The 26679-nt window shown below is 70.5% G+C and carries 19 protein-coding genes and 1 tRNA gene; 11 read left to right on the forward strand and 9 right to left on the reverse strand.

Translation table 11 applies throughout. From position 1 onward, the window contains the following. Positions 1–3: 3 nt before the first annotated feature. Positions 4–351 (forward strand): PRC-barrel domain-containing protein, encoded by a 348-nt coding sequence (locus BKA14_RS25225; protein ID WP_184953339.1) that lies wholly within the window; start codon positions 4–6, stop codon positions 349–351. On the opposite strand, the gene BKA14_RS25230 is transcribed toward BKA14_RS25225, so the two are convergent. The 5 genes from BKA14_RS25230 to BKA14_RS25250 form a co-directional block, all read right to left on the reverse strand. Continuing rightward, a complete protein-coding gene (locus tag BKA14_RS25230) occupies positions 335–1342 on the reverse strand; it encodes a 3-oxoacyl-ACP synthase III family protein (RefSeq protein WP_184953340.1) in 1008 nt (335 codons plus the stop codon). The two genes, BKA14_RS25225 and BKA14_RS25230, sit on opposite strands and share 17 nt — an antisense overlap. A 498-nt stretch (positions 1343–1840) precedes the next feature. Beyond that, positions 1841–2713, reverse strand: coding sequence for an MHYT domain-containing protein (locus BKA14_RS25235; protein ID WP_184953341.1), 873 nt, complete (start codon positions 2711–2713; stop codon positions 1841–1843). A 184-nt stretch (positions 2714–2897) separates the two neighbouring features. Then, the gene (locus tag BKA14_RS25240; protein WP_184953342.1) at positions 2898–3287 is read right to left on the reverse strand and encodes a hypothetical protein; all 390 of its coding nucleotides are present in this window, start codon (positions 3285–3287) and stop codon (positions 2898–2900) included. Positions 3288–3369: 82 nt separating this feature from the next. Beyond that, positions 3370–4581 carry an Ig-like domain-containing protein gene (locus BKA14_RS25245; RefSeq protein ID WP_184953343.1) on the reverse strand — a complete coding sequence of 404 codons (1212 nt, stop codon included), beginning with the start codon at positions 4579–4581 and terminating at the stop codon, positions 3370–3372. A 123-nt stretch (positions 4582–4704) separates the two neighbouring features. Next, the gene (locus BKA14_RS25250) at positions 4705–5946 is read right to left on the reverse strand and encodes a L,D-transpeptidase (RefSeq protein ID WP_184953344.1); all 1242 of its coding nucleotides are present in this window, start codon (positions 5944–5946) and stop codon (positions 4705–4707) included. Between the two features lie 144 nt (positions 5947–6090). Here BKA14_RS25250 and BKA14_RS25255 point away from each other — a divergent pair. The 3 genes from BKA14_RS25255 to BKA14_RS25265 all read left to right on the forward strand — a co-directional run bounded on the left by BKA14_RS25255 (position 6091) and on the right by BKA14_RS25265 (position 8349). Beyond that, positions 6091–6166 (forward strand) — tRNA-Lys (locus tag BKA14_RS25255). Between the two features lie 167 nt (positions 6167–6333). Further along, positions 6334–7308, forward strand: coding sequence for a helix-turn-helix domain-containing protein (locus BKA14_RS25260; protein WP_184953345.1), 975 nt, complete (start codon positions 6334–6336; stop codon positions 7306–7308). A gap of 315 nt (positions 7309–7623) precedes the next feature. Continuing rightward, positions 7624–8349, forward strand: a complete 726-nt coding sequence (locus tag BKA14_RS25265; protein WP_184953346.1) for a DUF429 domain-containing protein — start codon at positions 7624–7626, stop codon at positions 8347–8349. Here the strand turns inward: BKA14_RS25265 and BKA14_RS25270 are convergent. Genes BKA14_RS25270 through BKA14_RS25280 form a run of 3 tightly spaced genes read right to left on the reverse strand, consistent with a single transcriptional unit; the run spans position 8333 to position 15773 of the window. Beyond that, complete coding sequence (locus BKA14_RS25270) at positions 8333–13195, reverse strand: DNA repair ATPase (protein WP_184953347.1); 4863 nt, start codon at positions 13193–13195, stop codon at positions 8333–8335. The genes BKA14_RS25265 and BKA14_RS25270 overlap by 17 nt on opposite strands. Continuing rightward, entirely contained in the window at positions 13192–15189 is a 1998-nt protein-coding gene (locus tag BKA14_RS25275; protein WP_184953348.1) for a flotillin family protein, read from the reverse strand. The genes BKA14_RS25270 and BKA14_RS25275 overlap by 4 nt, the downstream gene beginning before the upstream one ends. Beyond that, the gene (locus BKA14_RS25280; protein WP_184953349.1) at positions 15189–15773 is read right to left on the reverse strand and encodes a hypothetical protein; all 585 of its coding nucleotides are present in this window, start codon (positions 15771–15773) and stop codon (positions 15189–15191) included. Before BKA14_RS25280 ends, BKA14_RS25275 begins: the two co-directional genes overlap by 1 nt. 371 nt (positions 15774–16144) lie before the next feature. Between BKA14_RS25280 and BKA14_RS25285 the strand changes: the two genes are divergently transcribed. Both BKA14_RS25285 and BKA14_RS25290 read left to right on the forward strand, forming a co-directional pair. Then, entirely contained in the window at positions 16145–17917 is a 1773-nt protein-coding gene (locus tag BKA14_RS25285) for an HSP90 family protein (protein WP_184953350.1), read from the forward strand. Beyond that, positions 17914–19860 carry a hypothetical protein gene (locus BKA14_RS25290; RefSeq protein ID WP_184953351.1) on the forward strand — a complete coding sequence of 649 codons (1947 nt, stop codon included), beginning with the start codon at positions 17914–17916 and terminating at the stop codon, positions 19858–19860. Before BKA14_RS25285 ends, BKA14_RS25290 begins: the two co-directional genes overlap by 4 nt. 11 nt (positions 19861–19871) lie before the next feature. Here the strand turns inward: BKA14_RS25290 and BKA14_RS25295 are convergent, their stop codons facing one another. After that, positions 19872–21164 carry an MFS transporter gene (locus tag BKA14_RS25295; protein ID WP_184953352.1) on the reverse strand — a complete coding sequence of 431 codons (1293 nt, stop codon included), beginning with the start codon at positions 21162–21164 and terminating at the stop codon, positions 19872–19874. 199 nt (positions 21165–21363) lie between these two features. Here BKA14_RS25295 and BKA14_RS25300 point away from each other — a divergent pair, with 199 nt between their 5' ends. From BKA14_RS25300 to BKA14_RS25320, 5 genes are all read left to right on the forward strand, one after another. Further along, entirely contained in the window at positions 21364–24696 is a 3333-nt protein-coding gene (locus BKA14_RS25300) for a CARDB domain-containing protein (RefSeq protein WP_184953353.1), read from the forward strand. A 358-nt stretch (positions 24697–25054) separates the two neighbouring features. Next, positions 25055–25222 (forward strand): hypothetical protein, encoded by a 168-nt coding sequence (locus BKA14_RS25305; protein ID WP_184953354.1) that lies wholly within the window; start codon positions 25055–25057, stop codon positions 25220–25222. Then, positions 25206–25646, forward strand: coding sequence for a DUF2243 domain-containing protein (locus tag BKA14_RS25310; protein WP_184953355.1), 441 nt, complete (start codon positions 25206–25208; stop codon positions 25644–25646). Before BKA14_RS25305 ends, BKA14_RS25310 begins: the two co-directional genes overlap by 17 nt. Next, a complete protein-coding gene (locus BKA14_RS25315) occupies positions 25643–25828 on the forward strand; it encodes a hypothetical protein (protein WP_184953356.1) in 186 nt (61 codons plus the stop codon). The genes BKA14_RS25310 and BKA14_RS25315 overlap by 4 nt, the downstream gene beginning before the upstream one ends. Next, entirely contained in the window at positions 25825–26562 is a 738-nt protein-coding gene (locus BKA14_RS25320; protein WP_239093467.1) for a cytochrome c oxidase assembly protein, read from the forward strand. Before BKA14_RS25315 ends, BKA14_RS25320 begins: the two co-directional genes overlap by 4 nt. Positions 26563–26679 lie beyond the last annotated feature (117 nt).

Genomic DNA, 26679 nt, shown 5'->3' on the forward strand with positions numbered 1-26679 from the left:
GGCATGACCACGAACGAAGCTCCCGAGGACCTCGGCGCTCCGGTCGCCTATCTCGTGCTCAAGGACGGCACACCCGTCTTCGACGAGTCGGGCGCGCGTGCCGGTGAGGTCGAGCATGTGCTGGCCGACGACCACACCGACGTGTTCCACGGGCTGATCATCGAGACCCGCGAGGGTCATCGGTTCGCCCCCGCCGACAAGGTCAGCGGCCTGTTCGAGCACGGTGTGATTCTCACCGTGCCGGCCGCCGACCTGCCGGAACCCAGCGAGGACCCGTCGGCCAAGGTGACCGACGAGGGCCTGCAGGACACGCTGAAGCGGGCGTGGAACTGGCTTATTCAGCCGCGGTAGGGCGGGCGCCGCCCCAGCGCATCAGGGTGGCGCCGACCGACATGCCGCCGCCGAAGCCGGCCATCAGCACGATGTCGCCGTCCTTGAGCGCGCCTTTGCGGTTGGCCTCGTCCAGCGTGACCGGCACCGAGGCGCTGCCCACGTTGCCGTAGCGGTCGAGCGTGAGGTGGGTCGTGGCCGCGGTCAGGCCCGCCTGCTCGACCAGCTCGGCCAGCATGATGCCGTTGGCCTGGTGCGGCACGAAGTGGGTGACCTCGTCGACGGCGACGTCGGCCCGCTTGAGCAGCGCCTCCAGCGCCGGCGGGACGCCGCTGTTGACGAACTCGCGCACGCCGCGCCCGTTCATCTTGAAGTAGTGGTCGCCGTTGGCCACCGTCTCGGCCGAGGCGGGCAGGCGGCTGCCGCCCCCGGGCACGTGGATCAGGTTGCTCGCCTCGCCCCGCGACACCAGCTCGGAGTCGAGGAAGCCGTAGCCCTCGGCCACCGCGCCGACCACTGCGGCGCCGGCGCCGTCACCGAACAGCACGGCCGTGCGGCGGTCGCCGAAGTCGAGGATGCGCGAGTAGATGTCCGACGCGATGACCAGAACCTTGGCCGTCGGGTTCATCGCGACGAGGCTGTTGGCGAGCGAGACACCGAAGACGAAGCCGGCGCAGACCACGTTGATGTCGAAGCAGGCGGCCCGGTTGGCCCCGATTTTGTCCTGCACCAGGGTGGACGTCGGCGGTTGCGGAGAGTCACCGGTGGAGGTCGAGACGATGAGGTAGTCGATGTCGACGGCCTCGAGCCCGGCGTTCTCCAGGGCCTCCCGCGCAGCCTCGGCGGCAAGGTCGGAAGCGGCCTCGTGCGGCGCGGCGAACCGGCGCGCCTGAATCATCGTCTTGCGGCTGACCCACTCGGGGTCGGCATCCGGCACGAGACGCACCAGGTCGGCGTTGGTGACCACCTCGGCCGGCAGATAAGAGCCGGTACCCAGGATGCCCACGCTCATTGTTGCCCCCACTCGATCGAACTCTCCCGCTGTCCCGCGAAAGAGGCTATCGGGTTTAGGCTATGACAGGCAGGCAAGATCCCGCGCCGTGCGGTCCACCCATATCGGCCGATCGGCCCACTGGGGACTAACTCGGAAACGGGCAGGTAACAAGAGGCTTCCAAATGCGCCCGGTTCGATCGCTCCGTGGAGATCATCATTACTCGGAGTGACGCGAAGTGCGACATTTCACGTCGGGTCACAAGTCGGCAACCGTCTTCAAATAGAGAAAAGGCCGACCCCTCGGACGGGGCCGGCCTTTTCTGTCGGATATCAGCGCGACGGCTGCCGGCGCAGCGGCAGTAGCTGAGCGTCGGCGCAGCGGCAGTGGCGGAACGTCGGCGCAGCGGCAGTGGCGGAGCGTCGGCGCAGCGGCGGTGGCGGAGCGTCGGCTGCCGGCGCAACGGCCGACAAATCGTCAGCGCGACGGGTGTAGGCGCACCGCGCCGACGCGAATCGTCAGCGCGACGAGCGGTCTCGATACGTCCACGAGCTCGACCGGAGCCCGCTGCCGCCCATAGTCGCGCTCGGGCCGGTCTGCTGCGGCATGCGCGCGGCGGCTTCCTCGCGGCGCTGCGCCAGGTAGGCGGAGGCGGCGCGGTCCTCCTCGGTGGGGGCGGACATCAGCGCGTACGCCAGACCGATGATGCCGAACACCACGGCCAGCCCGATCGGCACCAGCATGCCGCTCGCGGTGGCTCCGGGCAGCTGACCGTCGGCCGGGCGGGTGTCGACCGACATGGCGGTCATGCCGGTGAAGTGCATGCCGTTGACCGCGACGCCCATCACCAGCGCGGCGGCGAAGATCACCAGCGGGCGGCGCACGGTGACGGCGAGCCAGAGCGCAACGGCCGCCGCCACGACGGCGATGCCGATCGACAGGCCGACCCGGGTCATCCCGTACGTCACCTCGCCGTTGAGTTTCATGGCGGCCATGCCCGTGTAGTGCATGCCCGCGACGCCCAGACCGGCGACGACTCCCCCGGCGACGATGCGGACGTTGCGCGCGCCCTGACCGAGCAGCGCGATCGCCAGCCCGACCCCGACGGCGAAGACGGCCAGGATCGCGCTGGCCACGGTGAGCCCGACGTCGTACCGGATGGGGGTGCCGACCACGGCGAAGCCCATCATCGCGACGAAGTGCATGCTCCAGATGGCGGTGCCGCCGATCGAGACGGAACCGAGCACGAGCCACCAGATGCGCTCGCCCCGGCCTGCGGCCGAGCGGAACCGCACCGCACACGTGAGGCCCAGCATCGAGCCCAGAACTGACAGAACGTAGCTGACGGTGGGGGTGATCCACCCATGGTCGAAGTGATGGATCTGCGCCATCGCGGTTTCTCCTTCTCGGCTCCCCGCCCGGGAAACTGCATCATGCACCGCCCGATGCGATCCCGCATCGGCCACGAACCGGCTTAAGCTGGCAAAACGCCGCGAACTAACTGATGAATTTCGAAGTTTTCCGACCGGCCGCGGGTCCGCCGACGATTGAACCTCTCCGCACCGGCACGGGTGATCAACCGACGGTCCGCAGCCCGCTGTCCGAACAGACACTCGACATGTCCGAGGCGGCAGCGCTGACCGCGGCCACAGCGTCGGGCTCGCTCTCGGTGCCGGCCGAGGAGACCGCTTTCCCGTACGCGGTGCGCAGGCGTTCGGCCGCGTCGGCGACCGGAGCGTCGGCGGTCGCACTGGCCCGTACGACGGCGTCGACCACGCCCTCGGTCATCAGCGAGGAGTCCTCGATCGCCTGAGCCAGGGCCGCGCACGCCTGCGCGCCGGGCGGGTCCTCCTCGGCGACGCTGGTCACGATGCTGGGCTGCGGGGCCGGTGGGGCCGGCTCCTGGGCGTCGTCGCAGGCCCCGATCAGCAGAACGGCCAGCGCCGGGGCCACGAATCGGTGCATTTTGTCAGGTTATGCGTACGTAACGGCGTACGGGCGCAAAAAAGCCCGGCCGCTCAGCGGGCCGGGCTTCCTGACGGACCGATCAGAGGTAGGAGCCCTTCTTGTACTCCTCCCAGCTCATGTTCCAGTCGGTCCAGCCGTTGCCGTTCTTCAGCTTCTCCTCGGTGCCGCTGACGGTGATCGGGTCGCCCATCATCGTGCGGTCGAAGAGCCAGGCGCCCATCTTCTCCGAGACGTTGACGCAGCCGTGGGAGACGTTGACCTTGCCCTGCTTGCCCTCGGACCACGGCGCGGCGTGGATGAACTGGCCGCTCCAGGTGATCCGCTGCGCGAAGTCGATGGGCGTCTTGTAGCCCTCGCCGGCGGGCAGCTCATCGGTCGTGTCGAAGATCGTGTGCTTCTTCTTCTCGATGACGACCATCGTGCCGCTCGAGGACGGGGTGCTCTTCTTGCCCAGGCTGACCGGGATGGTCTTGATGACCTTGCCGTCCTGCTTGACCGTCATCTGCTTGGTCTTGTTGGAGACCGTCATGACGAACGAACGGCCGATCTTGAGGTCGACGGTGAGGTCGGAGCGGCCGTAGTAGCCGTTGCCCAGCGGGACGCCCTTGAGCGCCACCTTGTAGAAGACCTTGGACTGGGACTTCCAGTAGACCTTGGGCCGGTAGTGCACCTCGGTCGGGCTGGTCCAGTGCCAGGTGCCCTCCTGCGCCGGGGTGGCGGTGACCTTCATGCGGCGCTCGACGTCGTCGCGGTAGCTCTCGGGGATGGACCGGCCGAACCGGATGATCAGCGGCATGCCCACGCCGACGGTCTGCCCGTCACCCATGAAGCTGGTGACCCGGATCTCCTTCGACGGCTTGGCCATCGTGGTGAACGAGCTGGTGGCCGTGTTGGTCTTGCCCTCGGCCTGCGGCCCGGTGACCGTCACGGTGTATTTCGTGCCGTAGGCCAGGGTCTTGGCCGGGGTGAACGTCTTGGCGTCCTTGTCCACCGTGCCCTCGACCTCGGCGCCCTTGGCGTCGGTGACCTTGACCTCGGTGCTCTCCGGGTCCTCGCTGGTGAACTTGATCGCGCTGATCGCGACCACGTTCTTCGCGTCGGCGGCCGGCTCGGTCACCGCGACGGTGCTCGGCAGGGCCTCGGCTTCGGGCGAAGCCCCGGCGCTGCTGCCCGGCGACGCGCCGCCGCCCTGCCACGAGGACGACTTCTTGTCGCCGTCGCCGCATGCGGACGTGAGCAGCAGGCTCGCCGTGGCAACCGCCACCGCGGTCTTGAATCCCCAGGTCTTCATGGTCCCCTCACGGCGTCGATCGTCCCGGCGCCCAATACTGCCTTTATCTTCCCCGGTCACCAATCCCGAAATCGTGCCGTGCACTTTTCAGACTGTTCACATTGGTCCGTTTTGCAGCAATTTTCACTTCAGTGCCGCGGGCACCGGCAAGGCACTGCCCTTGATGTATTCCGCCCAGCTCAGGTCCCAGGGAGTCCAGCCGTTTCCGTACGCCAGCTTGTCCCCCGTGCCCTTCACGGTGACCGGGTCACCGATCAGGGTCTTGTCGAACAACCAGCGTGCGTTGGCGGGTGAAACGTTTACACAGCCGTGGGACACGTTGCGCCGGCCCTGCGAGCCCACCGACCAGGGGGCGGAGTGGATGTACTGCCCGCTCCAGGTGAGCCGCTGCGCGAACTCGATGTCGGTGACGTAACCCTCGTCACCGTCGGTGTCCGTCGTGTCGAAGACGGTCGCCTCTTTCTTCTCCATGACGACCATCACGCCGCTGGACGAGGGGGTGCTCTTCTTGCCCAGGCTCACCGGCATCGTCTTGACCGTCTTGCCGTCCTGCACCACGGTCATCTTCTTCGAGGCGTTGTCGACCTTCATCTCGAAGGACCGGCCGATCTTGGCGGTCGCCGAACGGTCCCGGTCGCCGTAACGCCCGCCACCGGTCGGGAGGCCGCCCACCGCGACCCGGACGGCGATCGTGGTGCCCGGCTTCCAGAACTCCGGGCCCCGGTAGTAGGCCTGGGTGCCGCTTGACGTCCACGACCACACGCCGGGCTGGGCCGGGCTGGTGCTGACGAACAGGCGGCGCTGCACAGCGGCCCGGTCGGCCTTCTTGACGCCCGGGCTGAACTCGACCACGACCGGCATGGCCACGCCGTACGTCCGGTCGTCGAACAGGTAGAGGCCGGTGCCGGTCTTGCGGCCGGGCTTGCCCATCGTCGTGAAGCTGGTGGTCTGCGTGGTCGTCTGCCCGTCGCCCGCGGTGGCGACGACCGTGGCCGAATACTTCTGGTTGGGGCTCAGGGTCCGGCCGGGGATCCAGGACGTGCCGTCGTCGCGCAGCTTGCCCGGCACCGCCGCGCCCTTGGCGTCCTTGAGCGTGACGCCGGTGATCTTCCCGCCGGCCAGCTTGACGCCGATCTCGGTGCTCAGCGGCACGCCGGTCTTGCCCGTGGCCGGTGTCAGGGCCAGGCTGACCGGCACGGTGGCCGACTCGGTGACCGGCTCGGACTTCGCGGGCGCGGAGGCGGATCCGGATGCCGCCGGCGTGCCGACCCAGGCGGAGTCCTGCTTGGCGTCCTTACCGCACGCCGCGAGCGCGGCCGGCGTGATCACCGCCATCGCCACAACCGTCACGAGCGTGCGCCGCATGCTGGACCCCCTTCTGAAGTTCGCGGGGACATCCTGCCTCATGGATGCAAATGATCGAGTCCTCCGTACGGGTGGGGCAGCACACCCGGGGGCGATTTCAGTGATCGCCAGGAGGCGTGCTAACGTTTTCTCCGTTGCCACCGAGCGCCGCTAGCTCAACTGGCAGAGCAGCGGACTCTTAATCCGCGGGTTGTAGGTTCAAGTCCTACGCGGCGTACCAGCAACACGAGGGCGTACAGCTTACCGGCTGTGCGCCCTCGTTCTTTGTGTGCGGCAAGGGCCGGGTCCCCTTCGAGTGCGCACGGATGCCATGCCCGGGCTTACGCGTTAGTGTCGCGATGCTGCCTGTGGCGCGAGCCGAGGTCCTGTGCACGTCGGGAGGCCCCTATGCCGAAGCCCGAATTTGTCCGGCGGTCGTCGTTCTCCTCCGACGACGAGTCCGAGGTGACCGAGTTCATCCGCAAGATGTACGCAGACAACCAATCCCGTTTCGCCCCTATCCGTACCGGTGCCCGTTTCTCGGCCCTGACCCACGACACCCCCCTGATCGGCGCCGACCGGGTGCGGACGTCGATCGATTACTCCGGCACCAGCGCCGACGGCTTCCACGACTTCGTGTTCTTCGTCGTGCACGCCGGCAGCGTGCAGATCGGCAGTCGCCTCGGCGGCACGATCGCGGGCGGCGGCGACGTCGCCTTCTACCCGCTCGGGGTTCCGATCGACTTCGCGATGCATCACTTCGACGTGACCACCCTGCGGCTTCCGGCCGACCGGATCAAACAATCCGCCGAGGAGATGGCCGGCATACCGGCCGCGCAGACGCACTTCCGCGGCATCACGCCTGTCTCGCCATCCATGGCCCGCTACTGGCGCTCCTTGATCGCCTTGGTCAGCGGGGCCCTGACCGATACGGAATCCCCGCTGAACTCGCCGTTGCTGGCCGAGAACCTCGCTCGCACGGTGGCGACCGGCGCCCTGCACGTCTTCCCGAACACGACCATGACACTGCAGGATGTGCGGGGGCCGGGTGCCGTCACGCCGGCCGCGGTCCGTCGCGCTGTCACCTACATCGACGCCAACGCCCACCTGCCGCTCCGCGTGGGCGAGATCGCGGCGGCCGCCGGCACCAGCGCCCGGGCCCTGCAATACGGTTTCCGCCGCCACCTCGGCACGACACCGCTGCACTACCTGAGCCGGGTGCGGCTGGAACTCGCACGACGAGAACTGCAGGAAGCGGACCCTGCTCGCGGGGACACCGTCGGAGCCGTCGCGACCCGCTGGGGCTTCGCCAACGCCGGCCGCTTCGCCGCCGCCTACCGCGCCGCCTACGGAGTGCTGCCCAGCGACACCTTGAACAGCTGAGGCGTCACCGGTCCGGCTGTAGCCGTCCGAAACTCGCCATGGCCTGGTCGGCGGACCGGCGAGCTGCCGCCGCACGGTCGACGAGCAACCGCGAAGTGCGCACTCTCTCCTTGGCACGGTCACGTGCGCGCTCGGCGAAAGCCACATACATCGCCGTCCGCTCGGCGCGGGTCACGGTGGGATCGGGAAGCAGGCTCACAAGTCCATGCAGCTCGGCCGGGACCGGACCGGTCAACACGAAGCCGATCGGAGTTTCGTTCGGTGGCCCATCGTTTCGTTCTGCGGCCCAGGCCCCTGTCCTGCCACACTGGGCCCGTGCTGACCCTCGGTGTCGACCTGGCCTCGGCCGACGAGCGCACGGCCGTGGCTCTCCTCGACTGGTCGGGCGGCGGCGCCGCCGTACGGGATCTGCGTCTCGGGGTTTCCGACGACGACCTGCTGAAGGCGGTCCACGGGGTCGACAAGGCCGGTCTGGACTGCCCGCTCGGCTGGCCGGACGCGTTCGTCGACTTCGTGGTGGCGCAACGGCAGGGACGGCTGGGCCCGGTGGCGGCGGACGCGGCGTGGCGGCGGGGCCTGGCCTACCGGCTCACCGACCAGGTCGTCCGGGCCGAGACCGGGGTCAACCCGCTCAGCGTGTCGGCCGACCGGATCGCCTACGTGGCCTTCCGCTGCGCCAACCTGCTGGCCCACCTGGGCGTCGAGGACCGCAGCGGCGACGGCGCGCTGGTCGAGGTCTACCCGGCGGCCACCCTGCGCCGCTGGGGCCTGACCCACCGCGGCTACAAAGTGCAGGGCCACAGCACCCTGCTCGACGAGCTGCTCACCGCCGCGCCGTGGCTCGACCTCGGCCCGTACGGGGACCTGTGCCGCACCAGCCACGACGCGTTCGACGCGGTGATCGCCGGACTGGCCGCCCGCGCCGCCGCCCTGGGCCGCTACCTGCGACCGTCCCCTGCCCAGCAGGAGGCCGCCCGCCGCGAAGGCTGGATCGCCCTCCCCACCGGCGGCCCCGGCGACCTGCTCAGCGAGGGCCGTTGACCTCGCGGATGGCCGACTCGATGGCCCGTACGCGATCCGCCAGCAGGCCGACCGCCCCCACCGCGCGCACCATGGGGTCGTCGCCGGCCCCGCCCAGTGCTTGTTCGCGCCGGTACGCGGCCTTGACCTCCTCCCACCGCGACGCCTGCGCCGGGCTCAGCCGCTCGCGGAGTGCGGCCAGTTTGAGCAGGTTGGCCTCGGCGCCCGCGGCCAGGGTCTGCGCCTCGCCCAGGTAGTGGTCGTCGATCACCGTTTCCAGCTCGTCGTCGTTCATCGCGGGGACGATGCGTTCGGCCAGCTTGTTCATGTTGCGGTAGCTGCCTTGCAGGCGGAACGGCGGCTCGGTGCGGGCCGCGTCGGACTGGGCCGCCGACGCGATGTACGCCTGGTTGTTGCGCAGCACCACGCGTTGCGCCCGTTTCATCTTGCGCAGCACCGACAGCACCTGCTCCAGTTCGGCCGCCGAGTACGGGTAGGACAACCGGTCCGCCCGTACGGAGTCGTCGCCGTCGGCCAGGCGCAGCAGCAGCGGCAGGTCGGCCCGGTCGCGGGCGGCCAGCGGGGCCAGGGTGGTGTTGGAGGTGAGCGCGTTCTCCAGGTAGGACAGCTCGAACAGATCCTCCCTGCCGGCCAGCACGTCGCCCAGGTTCCACACGTCGGCCCGGTTGGCCAGCATGTCGGGCACGCGGAAGCGGCGGCCGGTCTCCGTGTACGGGTTGCCGGCCATGCACACCGCGAAGCGTTTGCCCCGCAGGTCGTACGTGCGGGTCCGGCCGTCCCAGACGCCTTCCATCCGGCGCTGGGCGTCGGTCAGCGAGATGAACTTCTGCAACAGTTCCGGGTTGGTGTGCTGGATGTCGTCCAGGTAGAGCAGCACGTTGTTGCCCATCTGGAGGGCGAACGAGATCTTCTCGACCTCCTGCCGGGCGGTGGCGTCGGGCGCGTCGGCCGGGTCGAGCGAGGTCACCCCGTGCCCCAGCGCGGGCCCGTTGACCTTGACGAAGATCAGGCCGAGCCGGTCCGCCACGTATTCCATCAGCGTGGTCTTGCCGTAGCCGGGCGGCGAGATCAGCAGCAGCAGGCCGGACTGGTCGGTGCGTTTGCCGTCGCCGGTCGCGCCCAGCTGCCGGGCCAGGTTGTCGCCGATGAGCGGCAGGTACACCTCGTCGAGCAGGCGGTTGCGGACGAACGCGGTCATCACGCGCGGCTTGAACTCGTCGAGGCGCAGCCGGTCGCGTTCGGCGGCGGCCAGTGCGGCCCGTTGCTTCTGATAGGCGCGATAGGCGGGCATCCGGTTCTCCCGCAGCGCCCGGGTGCGGGTCAGAAGATCATCGAGCCGTACCGGCAGCGACCCTTCGCTGATGCGCGGGTGCACACCCAGCAGGCCGCTGACCGTCTCGGTGAGCGAAGCCGACACGTCGTAGCGGGTCAGGTCGGTGGCGACCTCGATCGCCACCGCTTCGGTCACGTCGGACAGGTCCCCGGAATCCGGCTTGGCCGACTGGAACGCGGTCAACCAGGCTTGAACCAGCTGTCGTCGAGCATCCACGTCGTCGTCCAGGGCGCGCAGGTCGGCCGCGTACTGCCGACCGGCGGCCGACTGGGCGCCACCGAGTTCACGGTGGAAGCGGTCGAGCAACGTCCGTGCGCCGGCGCTGGTCGCGAACCCCTCGGGCGTCCCGGCCAGCTCCTCGATGAGGTATTCGCCCACGGCGTCGTGCGGAGCCGAGGCGGAGAAGGCGAGGGCAGCCAGCGCGATCTCGTCCCGCAACTCGCGCAGGGCCGCACCGGCCGATCCGAACATGGCCCGCACCCGTACGAGCGAGGCCGCCCGCAGAGCCCACTGCGCCCGCTGGTCCGGCGAAGGACCGAAAGCCCAGAACAACTGCGCCGAAGCCCGTACGTCCGGCGAGTACCGCAGCAGCCCGGCCCCGGCGTGCAGCCGGACCAGCGCGGCCAGGATCAGGGCGGCGTCGGCGTCGTGCACGCCCCGCTCGTACCCTTCGTCGTAGCGGGCCTCGGCCCCCCGGCGTACGAGATCGCGCAGTGTGTCGTCGGTGAGGGCGGTTGCCGCCGCCGCGGGATCGGCCGCGAAAACCGCCGCGGCCAGGTGCTCGCCCCGGTAGACCTGCTCGTCCTCGGAGACCAGGGGCTGGCTCCAGAACGGCTGGGTGGCCAGGAAGGCCTCGTCGCGGATCGGGCCACGGTAGTCGGTGCCGGTGATCGCGAAGGCCAGCTCGTCGCCGTGCGGCACCAGGGTCAGGTCGATCGCGCTGGTGTTGACGACAAACGTGTGCCGGCCCAGCCGGATCGTGCGGCCCCCGTCGTCGTACAGGTCCTGCCGGTCCCGCAGCGAACGCCCGGCGTCCTGCCGCGCGGCCTTGAGCTGCCCGTCCAGCTCCTCGGCACGGACGCTGTCGCCCAGCCCACGCAGGTCGGCCGTGAGCGAGCGCAGCTTGGCCACCATCGGGTCGGTGGCGAAATACGTGTTGACCTGGTCGACGTCGGTGAGCGTGGCGGTGCGGCGGCGCACGGTGTCGAGAATGCGCCGGGCCGAGTCGGCCAGCCGGTCGGCCCGGCGGGCCTGCTCGTCCAGCAGGGCCTGGCGGCGGCCCGAGATCGCCTCGTAGACCTCGGTGCGCTTGGCCGAGAGCTGCTCGGCGAAGTCGGCGAACTCGCCGAACCGGGTCTCCAGCGTCTCGATCTGCGCCATCAGCCGGGTCAGGTGCTCGTCGCAGCGTTCCGGGGTGTCGGCGGACGCCAGCGCGCCGCTCACCGCCTGCCCGAACAGGGCGAACTCGGCAGCGAACTCGGCCCGGCCCTCCAGGGCGGCCAGTTCGCGGCGGCGGCTCTCGACGGTGGCCCGGGCCCGGTTCAGCCCGCCCATCACGGTGCCGAGGCGTTCCAGGATCCCGACCCGTACGCCTGCGTCCGCGATGTCCAGGCCGCCCACCACCTCGGTCACCGCTTGCAGCCCGTCGAACTGCTCGGCGATGCGGGCCGTGACCGGCTCGGCCTCGGCCGTGGTGGCGATCGCGGCGGCCGAGGCGACCAGGTCCTCCACCGTGGACTCGTAGTCGGCGAACGCGTCCGGCCGCTGCAGGTGCTCGACCGCGCGCCGGGCCGTCTCGTCGACCGCGGTGGCCAGGCTCGCGTCCACCCTGTCGATCCGGGCCGGGTCGGCGTAGCGCATCTCGCGCAGCCCGGCCAGCCGGCCCTGCTCCTGCCGCAGCCCGCCCAGCTGGGCCACCCAGCCGCCGGTGGTGGTCGGGTTCTCCGCGCGGGCCTTGCCGATCAGCGAGGTGGCGTTGCTCTCGGCCGCCGTCACCGCGTCGGCCGCCTGCGCGGTCAGCACCTGCACCGACTCGAACTCGTCGAGCACCTGCTCGGCGGTGGCCCGCACCTCCGACAGCGGCTCGCCCAGGTTTTCCAGCTCCGGGTCGTTCAGCCAGTGATAGCTGTCGGCCACCCGGGCGCAGGCCGCGATGATCGCCTCGAAGACCGGACCCGACGGGCTCATCTCGGCGACCATGCGGTCCACGGCGAGCGCGTCGGCGATTCCCCGTACGAGGTCCGCGTTGCCGATCCGGTCGAGGGGCCCGTCGCCGACGGGACGGGCGGCCGCGTGCGTGTCCGACTCGTACGGGGTCTGCCACACCTGCATCGGGTGCACGCGGGCCGGCTCGTCGGAGGTCGTGCGGAAGACGACCAGGGTGCCGTCGTCGAACAGCGAGTAGCCGTGGCCGACGATCGGGGTGGCGACCTCCTTGCGGATCACGTTGTAGGGCAGCAGCAGGTAGCGGCCGGCGGCGCGGGCGTGGAAGACGTACAGCACGTCCTCGCCGTTGACCGAGTGGATCGCGCGCTCGTACTCGAGGTCGGTGGTGTCCGCGTCGAACGTCTTGGCGACCCCGGTGGCCAGGTAGTACCCGCCCGGGAAGATGACGCCCTGATCGTCCGGCAACCGGCGGCAGGCCTGCCCGATGCCGTCGAGCCGGCGCACGTCCTTCGTCCGGGTGTTGAAGACCAGATACCGATAGACCGTTTCCTGGTACGGCAGCACGCGCAGCAGGATCAGCGGCCCGACCCGGGCGTACGAGATCTCCGCGTCGGCCAGGCTCTGCAGCGGCTCGTCGACCGGCTCGGCGAAGATGCCCTCGCCGTCCTCGGTGTTGTTCTCCACCTTGACGGTGAGGCTGCCCCCGACCGCCTCGACGAACACCTCGTCCTCGATCGACACGTGCGGGTGCCGGCCCAGCACGTGCTGCTCGCGGCCGGTGACGGTCCACTCGAAGTCGTGCTGCGGCGGGAACACGTGGTCGCGTTCGCCCCGGTTGTCCTGATAGGACACCGTGCCGTCCAGGCCGACCTGCCAGCGCAGCACCTTGAGGTCGTCGCCGCGGGCCCCGGTCTGGAAGACGGCCAGCAGCAGATTTTCCACGCGGCGCAGCTGCAGCAGCTTCGTCTGCTTGTAGTAGCGGTAGAGCTCGGCGAAGTCGCGCTCGAACTTGGGGTCGTCGAGCAGCCCGGGCAGCGTGGCCGCTTCGAAGGTGCCGTTGAACCGGTGCACCGCGAAGACGTCGGACACCGCGGTCTCGGTCTTGAGCCCGATGAACACGTTGTAGCCGAACAGCATGACGCCGCCGACCTGCGCGATGTCCCGCGGCACGCAGTTGTTCTCGGTGCGCACCCGGTCGGTGTGCAGCAACCGGGTCTGCTGCCCGCCGAAGGTCTCGATCCGCCGTGCGTTCAGGGCCTCCGCGCGGCCGGCCAGTTCGCGCGCACGCGCACCGAGCCGGCCGCGCAGCACCTCGTAGGTGCCGGCGTCAATGGTCTCCGCTGTCACCGGGTGGCCGGTACCTTCCCGTCGGCGATGCCCATCTCCTGCGCGGCGGCAAGCAGCTCACGCAGCTTGCCGGCGTCCTGGCCACCGTTCTTGATCTGCTGGGTCAGGAAGGCGGCCAGGCTGACGTTGGCCACGTCGGCCGTGGACACGGAGCCGACCACGCGGCTCAGGTCGTCGGCGAAGTTGGCCGTGCCGTCCAGGTAGCGCTGACCGAGGCCCTGAGCCACCGACGAGTGCTCGACGAAGCCGTCGATGCTCTTGCCCAACGTGATCGACCCGATCAGCTTGTCGAAGAACACCGAGTCGCCGCCCACGATGTCGATGTCGGCCTTCTCCAGCCCGGCCGCCACGACCATCGCCTGCGACTCGGCGATCTCCTTGTGCACGTTGATGCCGGCCAGGCGGATCTCCTTCTCCATCTCCAGCCGCAGGCGGTACTCCTCGTGCTCGCGGGTCGCGTCGTCCAGCGCGGCCATCGCGCCCGCCTTCTCCTGCAGACCCTCGGCCTCGCCCTTCAGCTTCTCGCGGATCGCCTCCGCCGCGACCAGCGCCTTCTCCCGCTCGACGGCGGCCTCGGCCCGGCCCGTCTTCTCGATCGCGTCGGCGCTGCGCTCGCGCACCAGCACGTCGGCCAGGCCGGCCGCGGCCGCCTCGGCCTGCGTGCCCTCAGCCAGCCGGATCTTCGACCGGGCGTCGAGCTCGGCGGCCTGCTGACGGGCCTCGGCCAGCAGCACTTCCTCGCGCGCCTTGAACTTGGCCGCGGCCTCCGCCGCCTCGGCCGCCTTGATGTCCTTGACCAGGGCCTCCTGCGCCTCGGCCTCGGCCTGGATGACCACCGCCTGACGGGTGCGCTCGGCCTCCTCGACCGTCCGCAGGCGCTTGATGTTCTCCTCCTGCTCGGCCACCGTCTTCTCGACCGCGATGCGCTCCCGGATCACCTCGGCCATGAGCCGCTTCTCCGACTCGACCTCCTTGTCCTTGGCGATCGTGGACAGCTCGGTCTCGCGGTCGCGGCCGATCACCTCGAGCATCCGGTCCTTCTCGATGCGCTCGGTCTCGATCGCGATGACCCGCTCGCGGTTCTTCTCGGCCACCGCGATCTCGCGGCGCTTGTTCTCCTCCTGCACACCCAGCTGCTGATCGGTCTTGATCAGGGCGCCCTGCGCGCGCAGCCGCTCCTCGGCGTGGGCCAGCGCGATCTCGGCCTCCTCGCGGGCCCGCATGGTCTCGATCTCACGGCGCTGCTTGATCTCGGCGTCGGACTGCCGGCGCTCCAGCTCGAGGATGGCCTCCTTGGCGTCCACGTTCTGGCGAGTGATCTCCTTCTCCTCGTTGCGCCGGAAGTCGTTGGTGCGTACGGCCTCGATCGCGGTCAGCTCGGTGATCTTGCGGATGCCCTGCGCGTCCAGGATGTTCTTGGGGTCCATCGAGCCCAGCGGCGTCTGCTCGAGGAAGTCGATCGCCGCGTCCTCCAGGCTGTAGCCGTTGAGGTCGGTGCCGATCACCTCGATGATCTGGTCGCGGAAGTCGTTGCGCCGGGTGTAGAGGTCGACGAAGTCGAGCTGCTTGCCGACCGTCTTGAGCGCCTCCGAGAACTTCGCGCTGAACAACTCCTGCAGCGTCGACTCGTTGCTGGCGCGGTCGGTGCCGATCGCCTGGGCCACCTTGATGACGTCCTCGGTGGTCTTGTTGACCCGCACGAAGAACGTGATCCGGATGTCCGCCCGGATGTTGTCCTTGCAGATCAGACCCTCACGACCCGTACGGGTGATCTCGATGGTCTTGACCGAGATGTCCATGATCTCGGCCTTGTGCAGCACGGGGAGCACGACGGCGCCGGTGAACGTCACGTCGACGCGGCGCACCTTCGACACGATGAGGGCCTTGCCCTGCTCGACCTTGCGGAACATGCGGCTGATGAAGAACAGCACGCCGATGGCCACAAGGAGGACGACGGCGATGAGTATGCCGAACCCGGTGGAGACAACGTCCATCAATGACCCCTAGTTGCGATATCGGTAGGAACGACCCAGAAGAACTCGCCGTCCGGGTCGAAGTCGTAGAGCAGCGCCTCGGACCCGGCCCGCAGATCGTCGGCGCCGGCCTGACGCACCTGGACGATCGCCGACGAACCGTCCGGCGCGTGCACCTCGGCCTGACCGAACGTGTCGGTCACCCGGCCGGTGCGGATGATGCAGGTGAGCCCCACGAAGTCGGCGCGGGAAGCGTCCGGGCCGTCCGGGAGCATCTTGCGGAGCGGGATCACCAGGAGGCGGGTGAGCACCCAGGCCACAGCGACCGCGGCGATCAGCACGGCCCAGAGGGGGATCGGCCCGTGAAACTCGCCCCCGGCGAGGCTGGCGAACCAGGCGAACGCGATGAGCAGCGAAACCGAGATCGACGCCGGCACGCCACCCAGCCCGGCGAAGTCGAGCGGGCCGGTGTCACCGGCCTCGGAACCCGCATCGGGGTCGGCGCCACCCACGACGACGACAAGCCAGAAACCGACGACCACGACCAGCATGGGGGTGAAAAGAACGGTCGGAAAACTCAGCGCAGCGTCAACAAAACCGCCCATGCTCAGACCGTCCCCCGTCCCATGCGTGAACCCATGGTGACAGCCCGTGTCCACCCCATGATTGGCCCGGACATTCTGCGGTCTGACCGGCTCCGCAGGCCACCCTGCCTGCACTTTCTTCGCCAAACTGTCATACCGCCACAGCCTGCGGCTGCGCCCCGCCCCGCGGACGGTTCGATTTCGCGGCCGGTGCGCAATCGACGAGCCTGCACTTGTGGCCGATTGGGCGGCGGCACTTCTGGGACATCTGACCGCTCGCCCTGGTGGCTCGGGGGTGCGGACGGGCGCGTTGGCGAGGAAACCCGGCCGGGGCATCGCAACCACCGGACGGCATCTATCGTGTGCTCGCCGACGGCTGCGGGGAGCGCGACGTGAGCTTTACATTCCGGGTGGATCTGCGGGGCGTGGTGGATCTGCTGAGCCACCACCTGTACGCGACGCCGCGCGTTTATGTGCGGGAGTTGCTGCAGAACGCGGTCGATGCGATCACCGCGCGGCGGCTGGAGGAGCCGCGGGCGCGCGGGGAGATCTGGTTCGAGCCGGCCGACGGCGTGTTGCGGGTGCACGACACCGGGATCGGGCTAACCGAGGCTCAGGTGCACGAGCTGCTGGCGACCATCGGGCGCAGCTCCAAGCGGGACGATCTGGGCTTCGCGCGGCACGAGTTCCTGGGGCAGTTCGGGATCGGGCTGCTGTCGTGTTTCACGGTCGCCGACGAGATCCGCGTGGTGACCCGCCGCGGGGACGAGCCGACCGTGTTGTGGACGGGGTTCAGCGACGGCCGTTATGCCGTTGAGCTCCCCGAGCGGCAGCGGGACGAGCCGGGCACGACGGTCACTCTGGTGCCGCGGCGCGGCGAGGAGCATTGGCTGAGCGGCCGCACGGTTCGTGAGCTGGCCGGCCTGTACGGTTCGATGCTGCCGTTCGAGGTGCGGGTCGGCGACGAGCCGGTCGCGGCGGGGCTGCCGCCGTGGGAGCGGGATCCGGCCGAGTCACCGGCGGCACGGCGGGCGAGGCTCACCGCGTACGCCCGGGAAGCTTTTGGTTTCGAGCCTTTCGACATGATCGATCTGAGCGCGCCGGAGGCCGGGGTGCGGGGCGTGGCGTTCGTCCTGCCGGCCCCGGCCAACCCGGCCGTCCGGGTCGCCCACCGCGTGTACCTCAAGCAGATGCTGCTCTCGGAGGGCATCGAGGGGCTGCTGCCGCCGTGGGCGTTCTTCGTGCGCTGCGTCGTCGACACCACGGAGTTGCGGCCGACCGCGAGCCGGGAGGCGCTCTACGACGACGGTCTGCTCGAGCAGGTGCGGGACACGCTGGGCGACGGGTTGCGGGGCTGGCTCACCCGGCTCGGCACGACGGATCCCGTACGGCTGCGGCAGTTCCTGGAGATCCACCACCTCGGCGTCAAGGCCCTGGCCGTGCACGACGACGAGATGCTGCGCCTGGTGCACGAGTGGTGGCCGTTCGAGACGAACGTCGGGCGGCTCACCCTGGCCGAGTTCCTCGACCGGTACGCGGTGGTCCGGTACACCGCCTCGGTCGACGAGTTCCGGCAGATGGGCTCGGTGGCCGCCGCCCAGCAGATTCCGCTGGTCAACGGGGGTTACGTCTACGACGCGGAGCTGCTGTCCCGGTTGTCCGCGGCGGTGCCGGGGGCCGCCGTCGAAGAGCTCACGCCGGCCGACCTGACCTTGCGCCTCGACCAGCTGCCACCCGCCGACGAGGTGGCCCTGCGCCCGTTCCAGGCGCTCGCGCAGCGGATCCTGGACCGGCAGGGGGTGGAGGTCGTGGTCCGCTCGTTCGACCCGGCCGGGCTGCCCGCGCTCTACCTGCTCGACGGGGACGCCGCGCTGCAGGGCGACATGCGCCGCATCCGCGACGGGTCCGACGAGCTGTGGTCGTCGCTGTTCGACGCCTTCACCTCCGGGCCCGAGCAACGGCCGCAGCTGGTGCTCAACCATCGGAACCCGTTGACCCGCCAGGCCATGCACACCGGCGACGAGGAGCTGACCACGTACGCGATCGAGGGCCTCTACACCCAGGCTCTGCTGCTCGCCCGGCAGCCGCTCACCCCGGCCGCGACCGCCGCGTTCAACCAGTCGTTCCTGGGCCTGCTGACCCGCGCGATGGGCGGCCGGGCATGACCGCCGCCGACGCCGAGCTCGAACGCATGCTGGCCGAGGCCCACGAGCACGGCCACGGGCCGGCCTATTTCGCCGCGCTGGACACCGTGTTCCGGCACGCCGACGCGACGGGGCGCACCGAGTTCGCGTACCGGGCCCGGATGAACGCCCTGCACGACATGCACTACGCCGGTGAGTACGCACGGGCCTTCATGACGTTCTCCTGGCTGCTGGCCACGTTCGACCGGCACCCCGAGCTGACCACCTCGTACGACGAGCACACCCTGCTGTGGCGGTTCAAGTGGATCGTCTGGGAGTTGTCGCAGTTCTCCGGCATTCCCCTCGACAAGACGAAGGCCCTGCTGGACGACATGCAGCGGCGCTACCAGGCCGGCAGTCACAGCCTGCACGCCGTCCACCAGCATCGGGCCATGATGGCCACGCACCTCGGCGACCTCGAGGCGGCCGGGCAGTGGTTCGAGCAGATGGCCGCGGCGCGGCGCGACAGCCTGTCCGACTGCCAGGCCTGCGTGCCCACCACCGAGGTGGAATACCTGGTGGCGCGGGGCGAGTACGAGGAGGCGGTGCGGGTCGGCAGCCCGTACGCGTTCGGCGGCTGCACCGAGCAGCCGCAGCAGATCCTCAGCCACCTGCTGCTGGCCTACCTGCACACCGGGCGCACGGCCGAGGCCGTACGGGCGCACAAGTCGGCGTACCAGCGGATCCGCGACAGCCGTCACTACCTCGAGCTGATCGCGCTCAACGTGCAGTTCTGCGGTCTCACCGGCAATCAGGAGTACGGGCTGACCCTGGTCGAACGGCACCTGCCCTGGCTGGACCGGCCGGCCTCGCCGTACGCGGCCATGGAGTTCGCATCGGCCGCGGCCTTGGTGCTGCGCCGGCTGATCGACGAGGGTGCGGGTGACACACCCGTACGGCGGGCCACCGGCAACGGCGCCCGGCGGTGGCAGAGCACGGCCGCCGAGACCCACGCCGACCTGGTGACCCTGGCCCGTTCGCTCGCGGCCGACTTCGACCGGCGTAACGGCAACAGCCACCAGAGCGGCCGGGTCGAGGCCCGGCTGGCCGCGGCACCGCTGGCCGATCACCTGCCGCTGACCGTGCTGGCCGGCCTGCCGATCAGTGCGCACCCCGGCAAGCCGGCCGTGGACGAGCTGGTCGGCAAGGTGGCCGACCTGACCGCCGCCGGTGACGAGGCCGGGGCCGCGCAGGCCCGCCTGGACGCCGCGTACGCCCTGCGCAACGCGGCCCAGTGGGGCGACGCGCTGGAGACGGCGGAGGAGGCCCGGCGCAGTCTCGACCGGGCCGGCCTCACCGACGCCGCCCTTGAGGCCCGCTGGCTGCTGATCGAGCTGAACCGGCGGACGGGCCAGCGGCCCGAGGCCCGCCGGGCCGTGATCGACGAACTGCTCGCGGCGCCCCGGCTGCCGGCCTCCCTGCCGCCGCGCGCGGTGCTGCTCGAGGAGACCGCCTACCCCAGCGACGGCCAGCGGGCGGCCGACCAGCTCTTCGAGGCCGCCGCGCTGCACCGCGCGGCCGGCGACGCCGAGGCCGAGGCGCGAACCCTGACCAAGGCCCTGGGTTCCGGCACCACGGTGCCGGCCGACCTGGACGAGCTCGTGTCCCGGGTCGACGCCCTGGACGCGGTCCACGCCCAGGACGACCTGTGCCGCCTGCTGAAGCTGGCCGGGCGGCCCGAGGACGCGCTGGCCCGCGCCCTGCGTCACGCCGAGACCGACTCCGAACTCGTGCTGACCGCGGCGGAGTTGCTCCTCGAACTCGGCCGGCCCGCGGAGGCCGAGGAGACGGCCCGCCGCCTCCTGGACGACGAGGACCTCGACTGGGACGCGGCGGTGCTGGTCGCCCGGAGCCTGCGGGCCCGGGGTGAGGACGCCGCGGCTTTCATGGAGGAACACCACCTCGATGACGGCGACCTGCAGTAAAGCGAGGCCGGTCAGCTGGCCGGCGCAGCGCCGACCGGCCGCAGCCGACCCAGCACCACTGCCGCGGCCACCGCCGTCACCGCGGCCAGGCCCCAGGCGAGCAGGCTGGTGGTCGCGTCGGCCAGCAACAGCAGTGCCGCCGTTCCGATCGCCGTGCCCAGCTGGGCGGTGGTGTTGGCGATGCCCGCCGCCGTCGCCCGGGGGCCCTCCGGCACGTCGGTGGCCAGCGAGGTCGTGGCGACCGAGGCCAGTCCCAGCCCGAGGCCGACGACCGCCATGCTCGCGGCGAGCAGGATCGGCTGCCGCGGGTCGAGCAGCGGTACCGCCACCCCCAGAGCGATCAAGGCGAGCCCGTACGCCGCCACGCGCTCGGCGGGCCGGCGCACGATCAGCCGCGCCGCCACGGCCGAGCCGGGGATGACGGCCACGCTCAGCGGCAGCAGGGTGGCCGCCGCCGCCAGGGGCGTACGGCCGAGGTCGGTCTGCAGGTAGATCGTGATCAGCGTGGCCACCGCGGTGGTCGCGGTGTTGAAGAACGCTCCCCCGGCCCCGCGCCGCAGCCGGGTCAGGCGCAGCACGTCCGGCGGCAGGACGGGCGCCGCGGACCGGCGGTCGGCCACCACGAACAGGACGGCGGCGCACACGGCCCCGCCCAGCAGCAACGGCCCGGTCACCGCCGCCCCGACGACCGCCAGCATGACCGCCGCCGTCAGCAGCAGCGAACCGGTCAGATTGAGCGGGCGGCCGTCGCGAGCGGAACGCTCCGCCGGCACGAAACGCACTACCGCGACGGCCAGCACGGCCGAGACGACCAGCAGCCCCCAGAAGATCAGTCGCCAGCTGCCGGCCGCCGACACGAGCCCGCCCACCACGAACCCGGAGGCGCCCGCGGCCGCACCGGCCGCGCTCCAGGCGGCCACCGCGCGGGCCCGCTGCCGCTCGTCGCGGGCGACCGCGGTCAGCAGCCGCAGCGCCGACGGCACCGCGACGGCCGCGGCCGCCCCCTGCAGGCACCGGCCCGCCGTCAGCGTCAGCGTCGAGCCGGCCGTGGCCGTGAGCAGCGTTCCCGCCGCGAACGCGACCAGGCTGCCGAGGATGCACCGGCGGTGCCCGAGCCGGTCGCCCAGCCGGGCCCCGAACATCAGCAGGCCGCCGAAGAACATGGCGTAGCCGGTGGCCACGATCGCGTCGTCACCGGGCGCGGCGTCCACGTCGCGCAGCATCGCGGGCAGCGTCGTCACGACGACTGTCACGCCCATGACGTCGACGAACTGGATCAGGCACAACGCGACCACAGCCCCCACTCCCTTCTGATACCCCGGGGCGCCCGAAATCCCGCGACATCACCCGTTGACTTTCCAGTGACGTATCTGAAACCTTGAATCCCTGCTCACGAAAAAACTTGGCAACAAGTTGAAAATTTGTGGCAGACAGTCCCCCATCCCCGGTGGTCGTCGAGACCCCGAACCTCGGCGACCCCGCGCGCACACCTAAGAGGGATCTATGAGAGGACGATTCGTCACGGGCATCCTGGCGGCCGCGCTGGTCGCCGCCGGGCTCTCCGCTCCCCCCGCGCACGCCGCCGGCGGGCCCAACCTGGCCCAGGGCAAGGCCGCCACGGCGAGCGGCACCAACGGCCCGTACGGGGCCGGCAACGTCACCGACGGCAACGCGAGCTCCTACTGGGAGAGCCCGAACAATTCCTTCCCGCAGTGGGTGCAGGTCGACTTGGGCAGCGCCGTCGCCGTCGATCAGGTCAAACTGAAGCTGCCCCCGCCGGCCGACTGGGCGACCCGTACCCAGACGCTCAGCGTGCTGGGCAGCACGAACAACTCGACGTGGAGCACCCTGTCAGCCGGCGCGGGCCGCACCTTCAACCCGGGCAGCGGCAACACCGTCACGGTCGACTTCACCGCGGCCACCGTCCGCTACGTCCGCGTCAACGTCACCGCCAACACCGGATGGCCGGCCGCGCAGCTCTCCGAACTGGAGGTCTACGGGGTGGCCGGACAAAATCCGGATCCCGACCCGCCGACGGGCACCAACTTGGCCGCGGGCAAGACGATGGAGGCCTCGAGCTCGGTCTTCGGCTTCGTCGCCCCCAACGCCAACGACAACAACCTCGCCACCTACTGGGAGTCCAACGGCTTCCCGGCCACGCTGACCGCCAAGCTCGGCTCCGACGCCAACGTCACCGGCGTGGTCGTCAAGCTCAACCCCGACTCCTCATGGGGTCCGCGCACCCAGAACATCCAGGTGCTGGGCCGGGCCACGGGCGCGTCGGCGTTCACGTCGCTCAAGGCGCGCGCCGACTACGCGTTCGGCAGCGGCAACACGGTCACCATCCCGGTGACGGGGCGGGTCGCCGACGTGCAGCTGCAGGTCTTCAGCAACACCGGCGCGCCAGGCGGTCAGGTCGCCGAGCTGCAGGTGCTCGGTTCCTGGGCCCCCAACCCGGATCTCGTCGTGACGGGACTGACCTGGAGCCCGGCCACCCCCGACGAGGCATCCACGATCACCGTCACGGCCACCGTACGCAATCAGGGCAGCGTCGCCGCGGCGGCGACCACACTCGACGTGCGGCTGGGCGGGAACACCGTGGGCAGCGCGAACGTGGGCGCCCTCAACGCCGGCGCCTCGACCACCGTCACCGTGAACGCGGGCCGCCGGGCGCAGGGCTCCTATCAGGTGTCCGCCGTCGTCGACCCGGCCGACACCGTGGCCGAAACCGACAACTCGAACAACTCACTGGTCTCCCCGACCGCGCTGACCGTCACCCAAGCCCCGGGCCCGGACCTTCAGGTCGTGAGCGTAACCCCGAATCCGGCAAACCCGGCAGCGGGCGCGTCGGTCACGTTCGCTGTCGCCGTGAACAACCGGGGCACCACCGCCTCGGCGGCCGGCGTCACCCGGGTGGTTGCCGGCACTACGACGCTCAACGTGAACACGGGCGCGATCGCGGCCGGCGCCACGGTCACCGTCAACGCCGGCCCCTGGACGGCCACCAGCGGCGGCGCGACCGTCACGGCCACAGCCGACGCCACCAACGTGGTCGCCGAGACGAACGAGAACAACAACTCCCGTACGCAATCGATAGTGGTCGGCCGGGGAGCGGCCACACCCTACGTCTCGTACGAGGCCGAAGCCGCCCGCTACCAGGGCACCCTGGTCGAGGCGGACCCGTTGCGCACCTTCGGCCACACCAACTTCGGCACCGAGTCGTCGGGCCGCAAGTCGGTGCGCCTGAACAGCACCGGCCAGTTCGTCGAGTTCACGTCGGTCAACCAGGCCAACTCGATCGTCGTGCGCAACTCGATCCCCGACGCGCCGGGTGGCGGCGGCCAGAACGCGACGATCAGCCTCTACGCCAACGACCAGTTCGTGCAGAAACTGACGCTCTCGTCGCGCAACAGCTGGCTCTACGGCACGACCGACGACACCGAGTCGCTCTCGAACACGCCGTCGGCCGACGCGCGCCGGCTGTTCGACGAGTCCAACGCGCTGCTGTCCCAGTCGTATCCGGCCGGCACCCGCTTCAAGCTGCAGCGCGACGCGGGCGACACCGCGGCGTTCTACATCATCGACCTGGTCGACCTGGAGCAGGTGGCCCCCGCCCTGTCCCAGCCGGCCGGCTGTGTGTCGATCACGACCTACGGCGCGGTGGCCAACGACGGCGTCGACGACACGGCCGCCATCCAGCGCGCGGTCACCGACGACGAGAACGGCGTGATCGGTTGCGTCTGGATCCCGGCCGGGCAGTGGCGCCAGGAGCAGAAGATCCTCTCGCCCGACCCCAACCGCGGGCAGTGGAACCAGAAAGGCCTGCGCAACGTGGTCATCCGCGGCGCCGGCATGTGGCACACGCGGCTCTACACGAACACCGAGCCGCAGAACGTGACCGGCAACATCAACCACCCGCACGAGGGCAACGTCGGGTTCGACATCGACGACAACACGCAGATCTCCGACCTGGCGATCTTCGGCATGACCACCAACCGGGCCCACCGCGGCCACGGCATCAACGGCCGGCTCGGCAAGAACACGAAGATCAGCAACGTGTGGATCGAGCACGTCAACGTCGGCGCCTGGGTCGGCCGCGACTACTCGGACACCCCCGCCTATTGGAACCCGGGCGACGGTGTCGAATTCAGCGGGATGCGCATCCGGGACACGTACGCCGACGGCATCAACTTCAGCAACGGCACGCGCAATTCGCGGGTGTTCAACTCGACGTTCCGCACGACCGGTGACGACTCGCTGGCCGTCTGGGCCAATCCGCGGGTTCGCGACACGTCGGCCGACTCCGCCAGCAACAACCACTTCGTCAACAACACGGTGCAGTTGCCGTGGCGGGCCAACGGCATCGCCATCTACGGCGGGTCCAACAATTCCGCCGAGAACAACCTCATCTACGACACGATGAACTACCCCGGCATCATGCTGGCCACCGACCACGACCCGCTGCCGTTCGGCGGGACGACACTGCTGGCCAACAACGGCCTCTACCGGGCCGGCGGCGTCTTCTGGAACGAGGACCAGGAATTCGGCGCGATCACGCTGTTCCCGTCGGGCAAGGACATCACCGGCGTCACCATTCGCGACACCGAGATCCTCGATTCCACCTACGACGGCATCCAGTTCAAGACCGGCGGCGGCAACATGCCCAACGTCGCCGTCACCAACGTCCGCATCGACAAATCCAACAACGGCGCGGGGATTCTCGCCATGAGCGGTGCCCGCGGCAACGCCGTCCTCAGCAACGTCACCATCACGAACTCGGCCGACGGCAACATCGTCATCCAGCCCGGTTCACCATTCACCATCAGCGGTAACTGACCGTTCCTTCCTACGGCGGTGTCCTCTCTTCCCGGGGGACACCGCCGAACCTTTTCCCGTACGCGTCGTGGCCGCCCGCAAAGGCACAGGACCCGTTCCGGGCCCGCCTCGCGACCGGCCGCGGCACCGGGCCGTTGCGCGGGCTCCGGCCGTGGCGGGGGGCTGAGCTGAACGGCCCGGCTACACCCGGCTGACCCGCCGCCCGGTCGCCCGGTCGACCCGCCGCCGGTCCCCCGGCTGATCCGCCACCCGGTCCCCGGCTGACCCCGCCGCCCGTTCACCCGCGGAGCCGCCGTCGTTTGTCCGGCGATTCCCCGGGTAAGCGCGCCGTCCACGATGAACGGACGGAGCGATTGTCATGACTCAGGACCACGCCGTCGGCCGGGGCGCCGCTGAAGAGGGCGCCGACAGCCCGCTCACCCCCACCGAGGTCGAAGCGAGCCGGCGGCCCCCGTCCGAGCCCGACCCGGAACACGAGCCGGACACCGCGGCCCAGACCGAGGACGGCCGTGGCGAGACGGAATAACCTCCTGTCGGGGGCGCTGCTCGGGCTGGGCATCGCGGCTTTCGTCGACGAAACCGTGTTCCACCAGTTGCTGCACTGGCATCACTTCTACGACAAGTCGACGCCGGCCGTCGGGCTGATCTCCGACGGGGTGTTCCACGCGGTCAGCTTCTTCGCCGCCGTGGCGTCGCTGTTCCTGCTGGCTTCGCTGCGGCGCACCGGCTCGTGGCGGCCCCGCCCCTGGTGGGGTGCCCTGCTCACGGCGACCGGCGTGTTCCAGCTCTACGACGGAACCGTCCAGCACAAACTGATGCGGCTGCACCAGATCCGCTACGACGTCGACCTGACCGCATACGACTGGACGTGGAACATCATCGCGGCCGCCCTGATCGCCACCGGCGTCGTGCTGCTGGCCCGCTCCCGCCGAACCGCACAGGTCACGTGATCACCGCCGCCCAGCACCACTCTCCGGCGCGGCTCACCCCGCCCCTGACCACCGCCACCGCCCAGCGGCACACGCCCGCGCCGCTCATCCGCCACACGACCACCGCCGCCCAGCGGCACACGCCCGCGCCGCGCACCCGGCCCACGACCGCCGCCGTCGCGCGGCGCGTCAGGTTGTTGTGATCGGCCTGCTGGTCGTGGCCGCCGTCGCCTACGCGGCGGCGGCCCTCCGGCTGCGCCGGCGCGGGGTCGACTGGCCACCCGGGCGCGCGCTGGCCTGGTATTTCGGCATCGCCGCCGCGGTGGCCGGCTCCGGGCACGCGCACAGTTTCCGCGACCACATGGCCGGTCACCTGCTGCTCGGCATGGCCGCACCGCTCCTGCTGGTGTTCGGCCGCCCGGTCACGCTCGCGTTGCGGGCCCTGCCCGTGCGGCCGGCCCGCCGCCTGGCCCGGGTGCTCCGCAGCCGCCCGATCGTGCTGCTGACCCACCCGGTGACGGCGGGTGTGCTCGACGCCGGCGGCATGTGGCTGCTCTACACCACCGGCCTGCACTCCGGTGGCGTGCTCATCCAGGTGCACCTGCTGCTGGCGGGCTACCTCTTCACCGCCGCGATCATCGGCCGCGATCCGGCGCCGCACCGGCCGGGCCCCGCCCTCCGCGCGGCAGTGCTGGTCGCCTTCGTCGCCGTGCACGGCATTCTGGCCAAGCACCTGTACGCCCACCCGCCGCCGGGGGTGCCCGCACCCGACGCCGAACAGGCCGCCCAGCTGATGTATTACGGCGGCGACCTGCTGCACCTGGTGGTCATCGCGCTGCTGTGCCGCGAGCTGTTCCCGTCGCCCGCTCGTGCCTGGCGCCTGCCGACCGGCGCGCCCAAGCCGCCGCTCGCCACGGAACCACCCGGACCCACCTGAACGCGCGCCACCCGCCGCCTCGCGCGTGTCCGGGCCACCCGCACGGTCGCCACCCGCACCGTCGCCGCCCGCGCAAGACCGGCCCGGCACCGCCCGCGTGTGTCCGGGTCGCCCGCA

Source organism: Paractinoplanes abujensis (genome assembly GCF_014204895.1).
Lineage (GTDB): Bacteria > Actinomycetota > Actinomycetes > Mycobacteriales > Micromonosporaceae > Actinoplanes > Actinoplanes abujensis.

Coding starts and splice junctions, on each gene's coding strand:
- BKA14_RS25225 (WP_184953339.1), top strand. CDS start 4: ATGACCACGAACGAAGCTCCCGAGGACCTCGGCGCTCCGGTCGCCTAT.
- BKA14_RS25230 (WP_184953340.1), bottom strand. CDS start 1,342: ATGAGCGTGGGCATCCTGGGTACCGGCTCTTATCTGCCGGCCGAGGTG.
- BKA14_RS25235 (WP_184953341.1), bottom strand. CDS start 2,713: ATGGCGCAGATCCATCACTTCGACCATGGGTGGATCACCCCCACCGTC.
- BKA14_RS25240 (WP_184953342.1), bottom strand. CDS start 3,287: ATGCACCGATTCGTGGCCCCGGCGCTGGCCGTTCTGCTGATCGGGGCC.
- BKA14_RS25245 (WP_184953343.1), bottom strand. CDS start 4,581: ATGAAGACCTGGGGATTCAAGACCGCGGTGGCGGTTGCCACGGCGAGC.
- BKA14_RS25250 (WP_184953344.1), bottom strand. CDS start 5,946: ATGCGGCGCACGCTCGTGACGGTTGTGGCGATGGCGGTGATCACGCCG.
- BKA14_RS25260 (WP_184953345.1), top strand. CDS start 6,334: ATGCCGAAGCCCGAATTTGTCCGGCGGTCGTCGTTCTCCTCCGACGAC.
- BKA14_RS25275 (WP_184953348.1), bottom strand. CDS start 15,189: ATGGACGTTGTCTCCACCGGGTTCGGCATACTCATCGCCGTCGTCCTC.
- BKA14_RS25280 (WP_184953349.1), bottom strand. CDS start 15,773: ATGGGCGGTTTTGTTGACGCTGCGCTGAGTTTTCCGACCGTTCTTTTC.
- BKA14_RS25290 (WP_184953351.1), top strand. CDS start 17,914: ATGACCGCCGCCGACGCCGAGCTCGAACGCATGCTGGCCGAGGCCCAC.
- BKA14_RS25300 (WP_184953353.1), top strand. CDS start 21,364: ATGAGAGGACGATTCGTCACGGGCATCCTGGCGGCCGCGCTGGTCGCC.
- BKA14_RS25305 (WP_184953354.1), top strand. CDS start 25,055: ATGACTCAGGACCACGCCGTCGGCCGGGGCGCCGCTGAAGAGGGCGCC.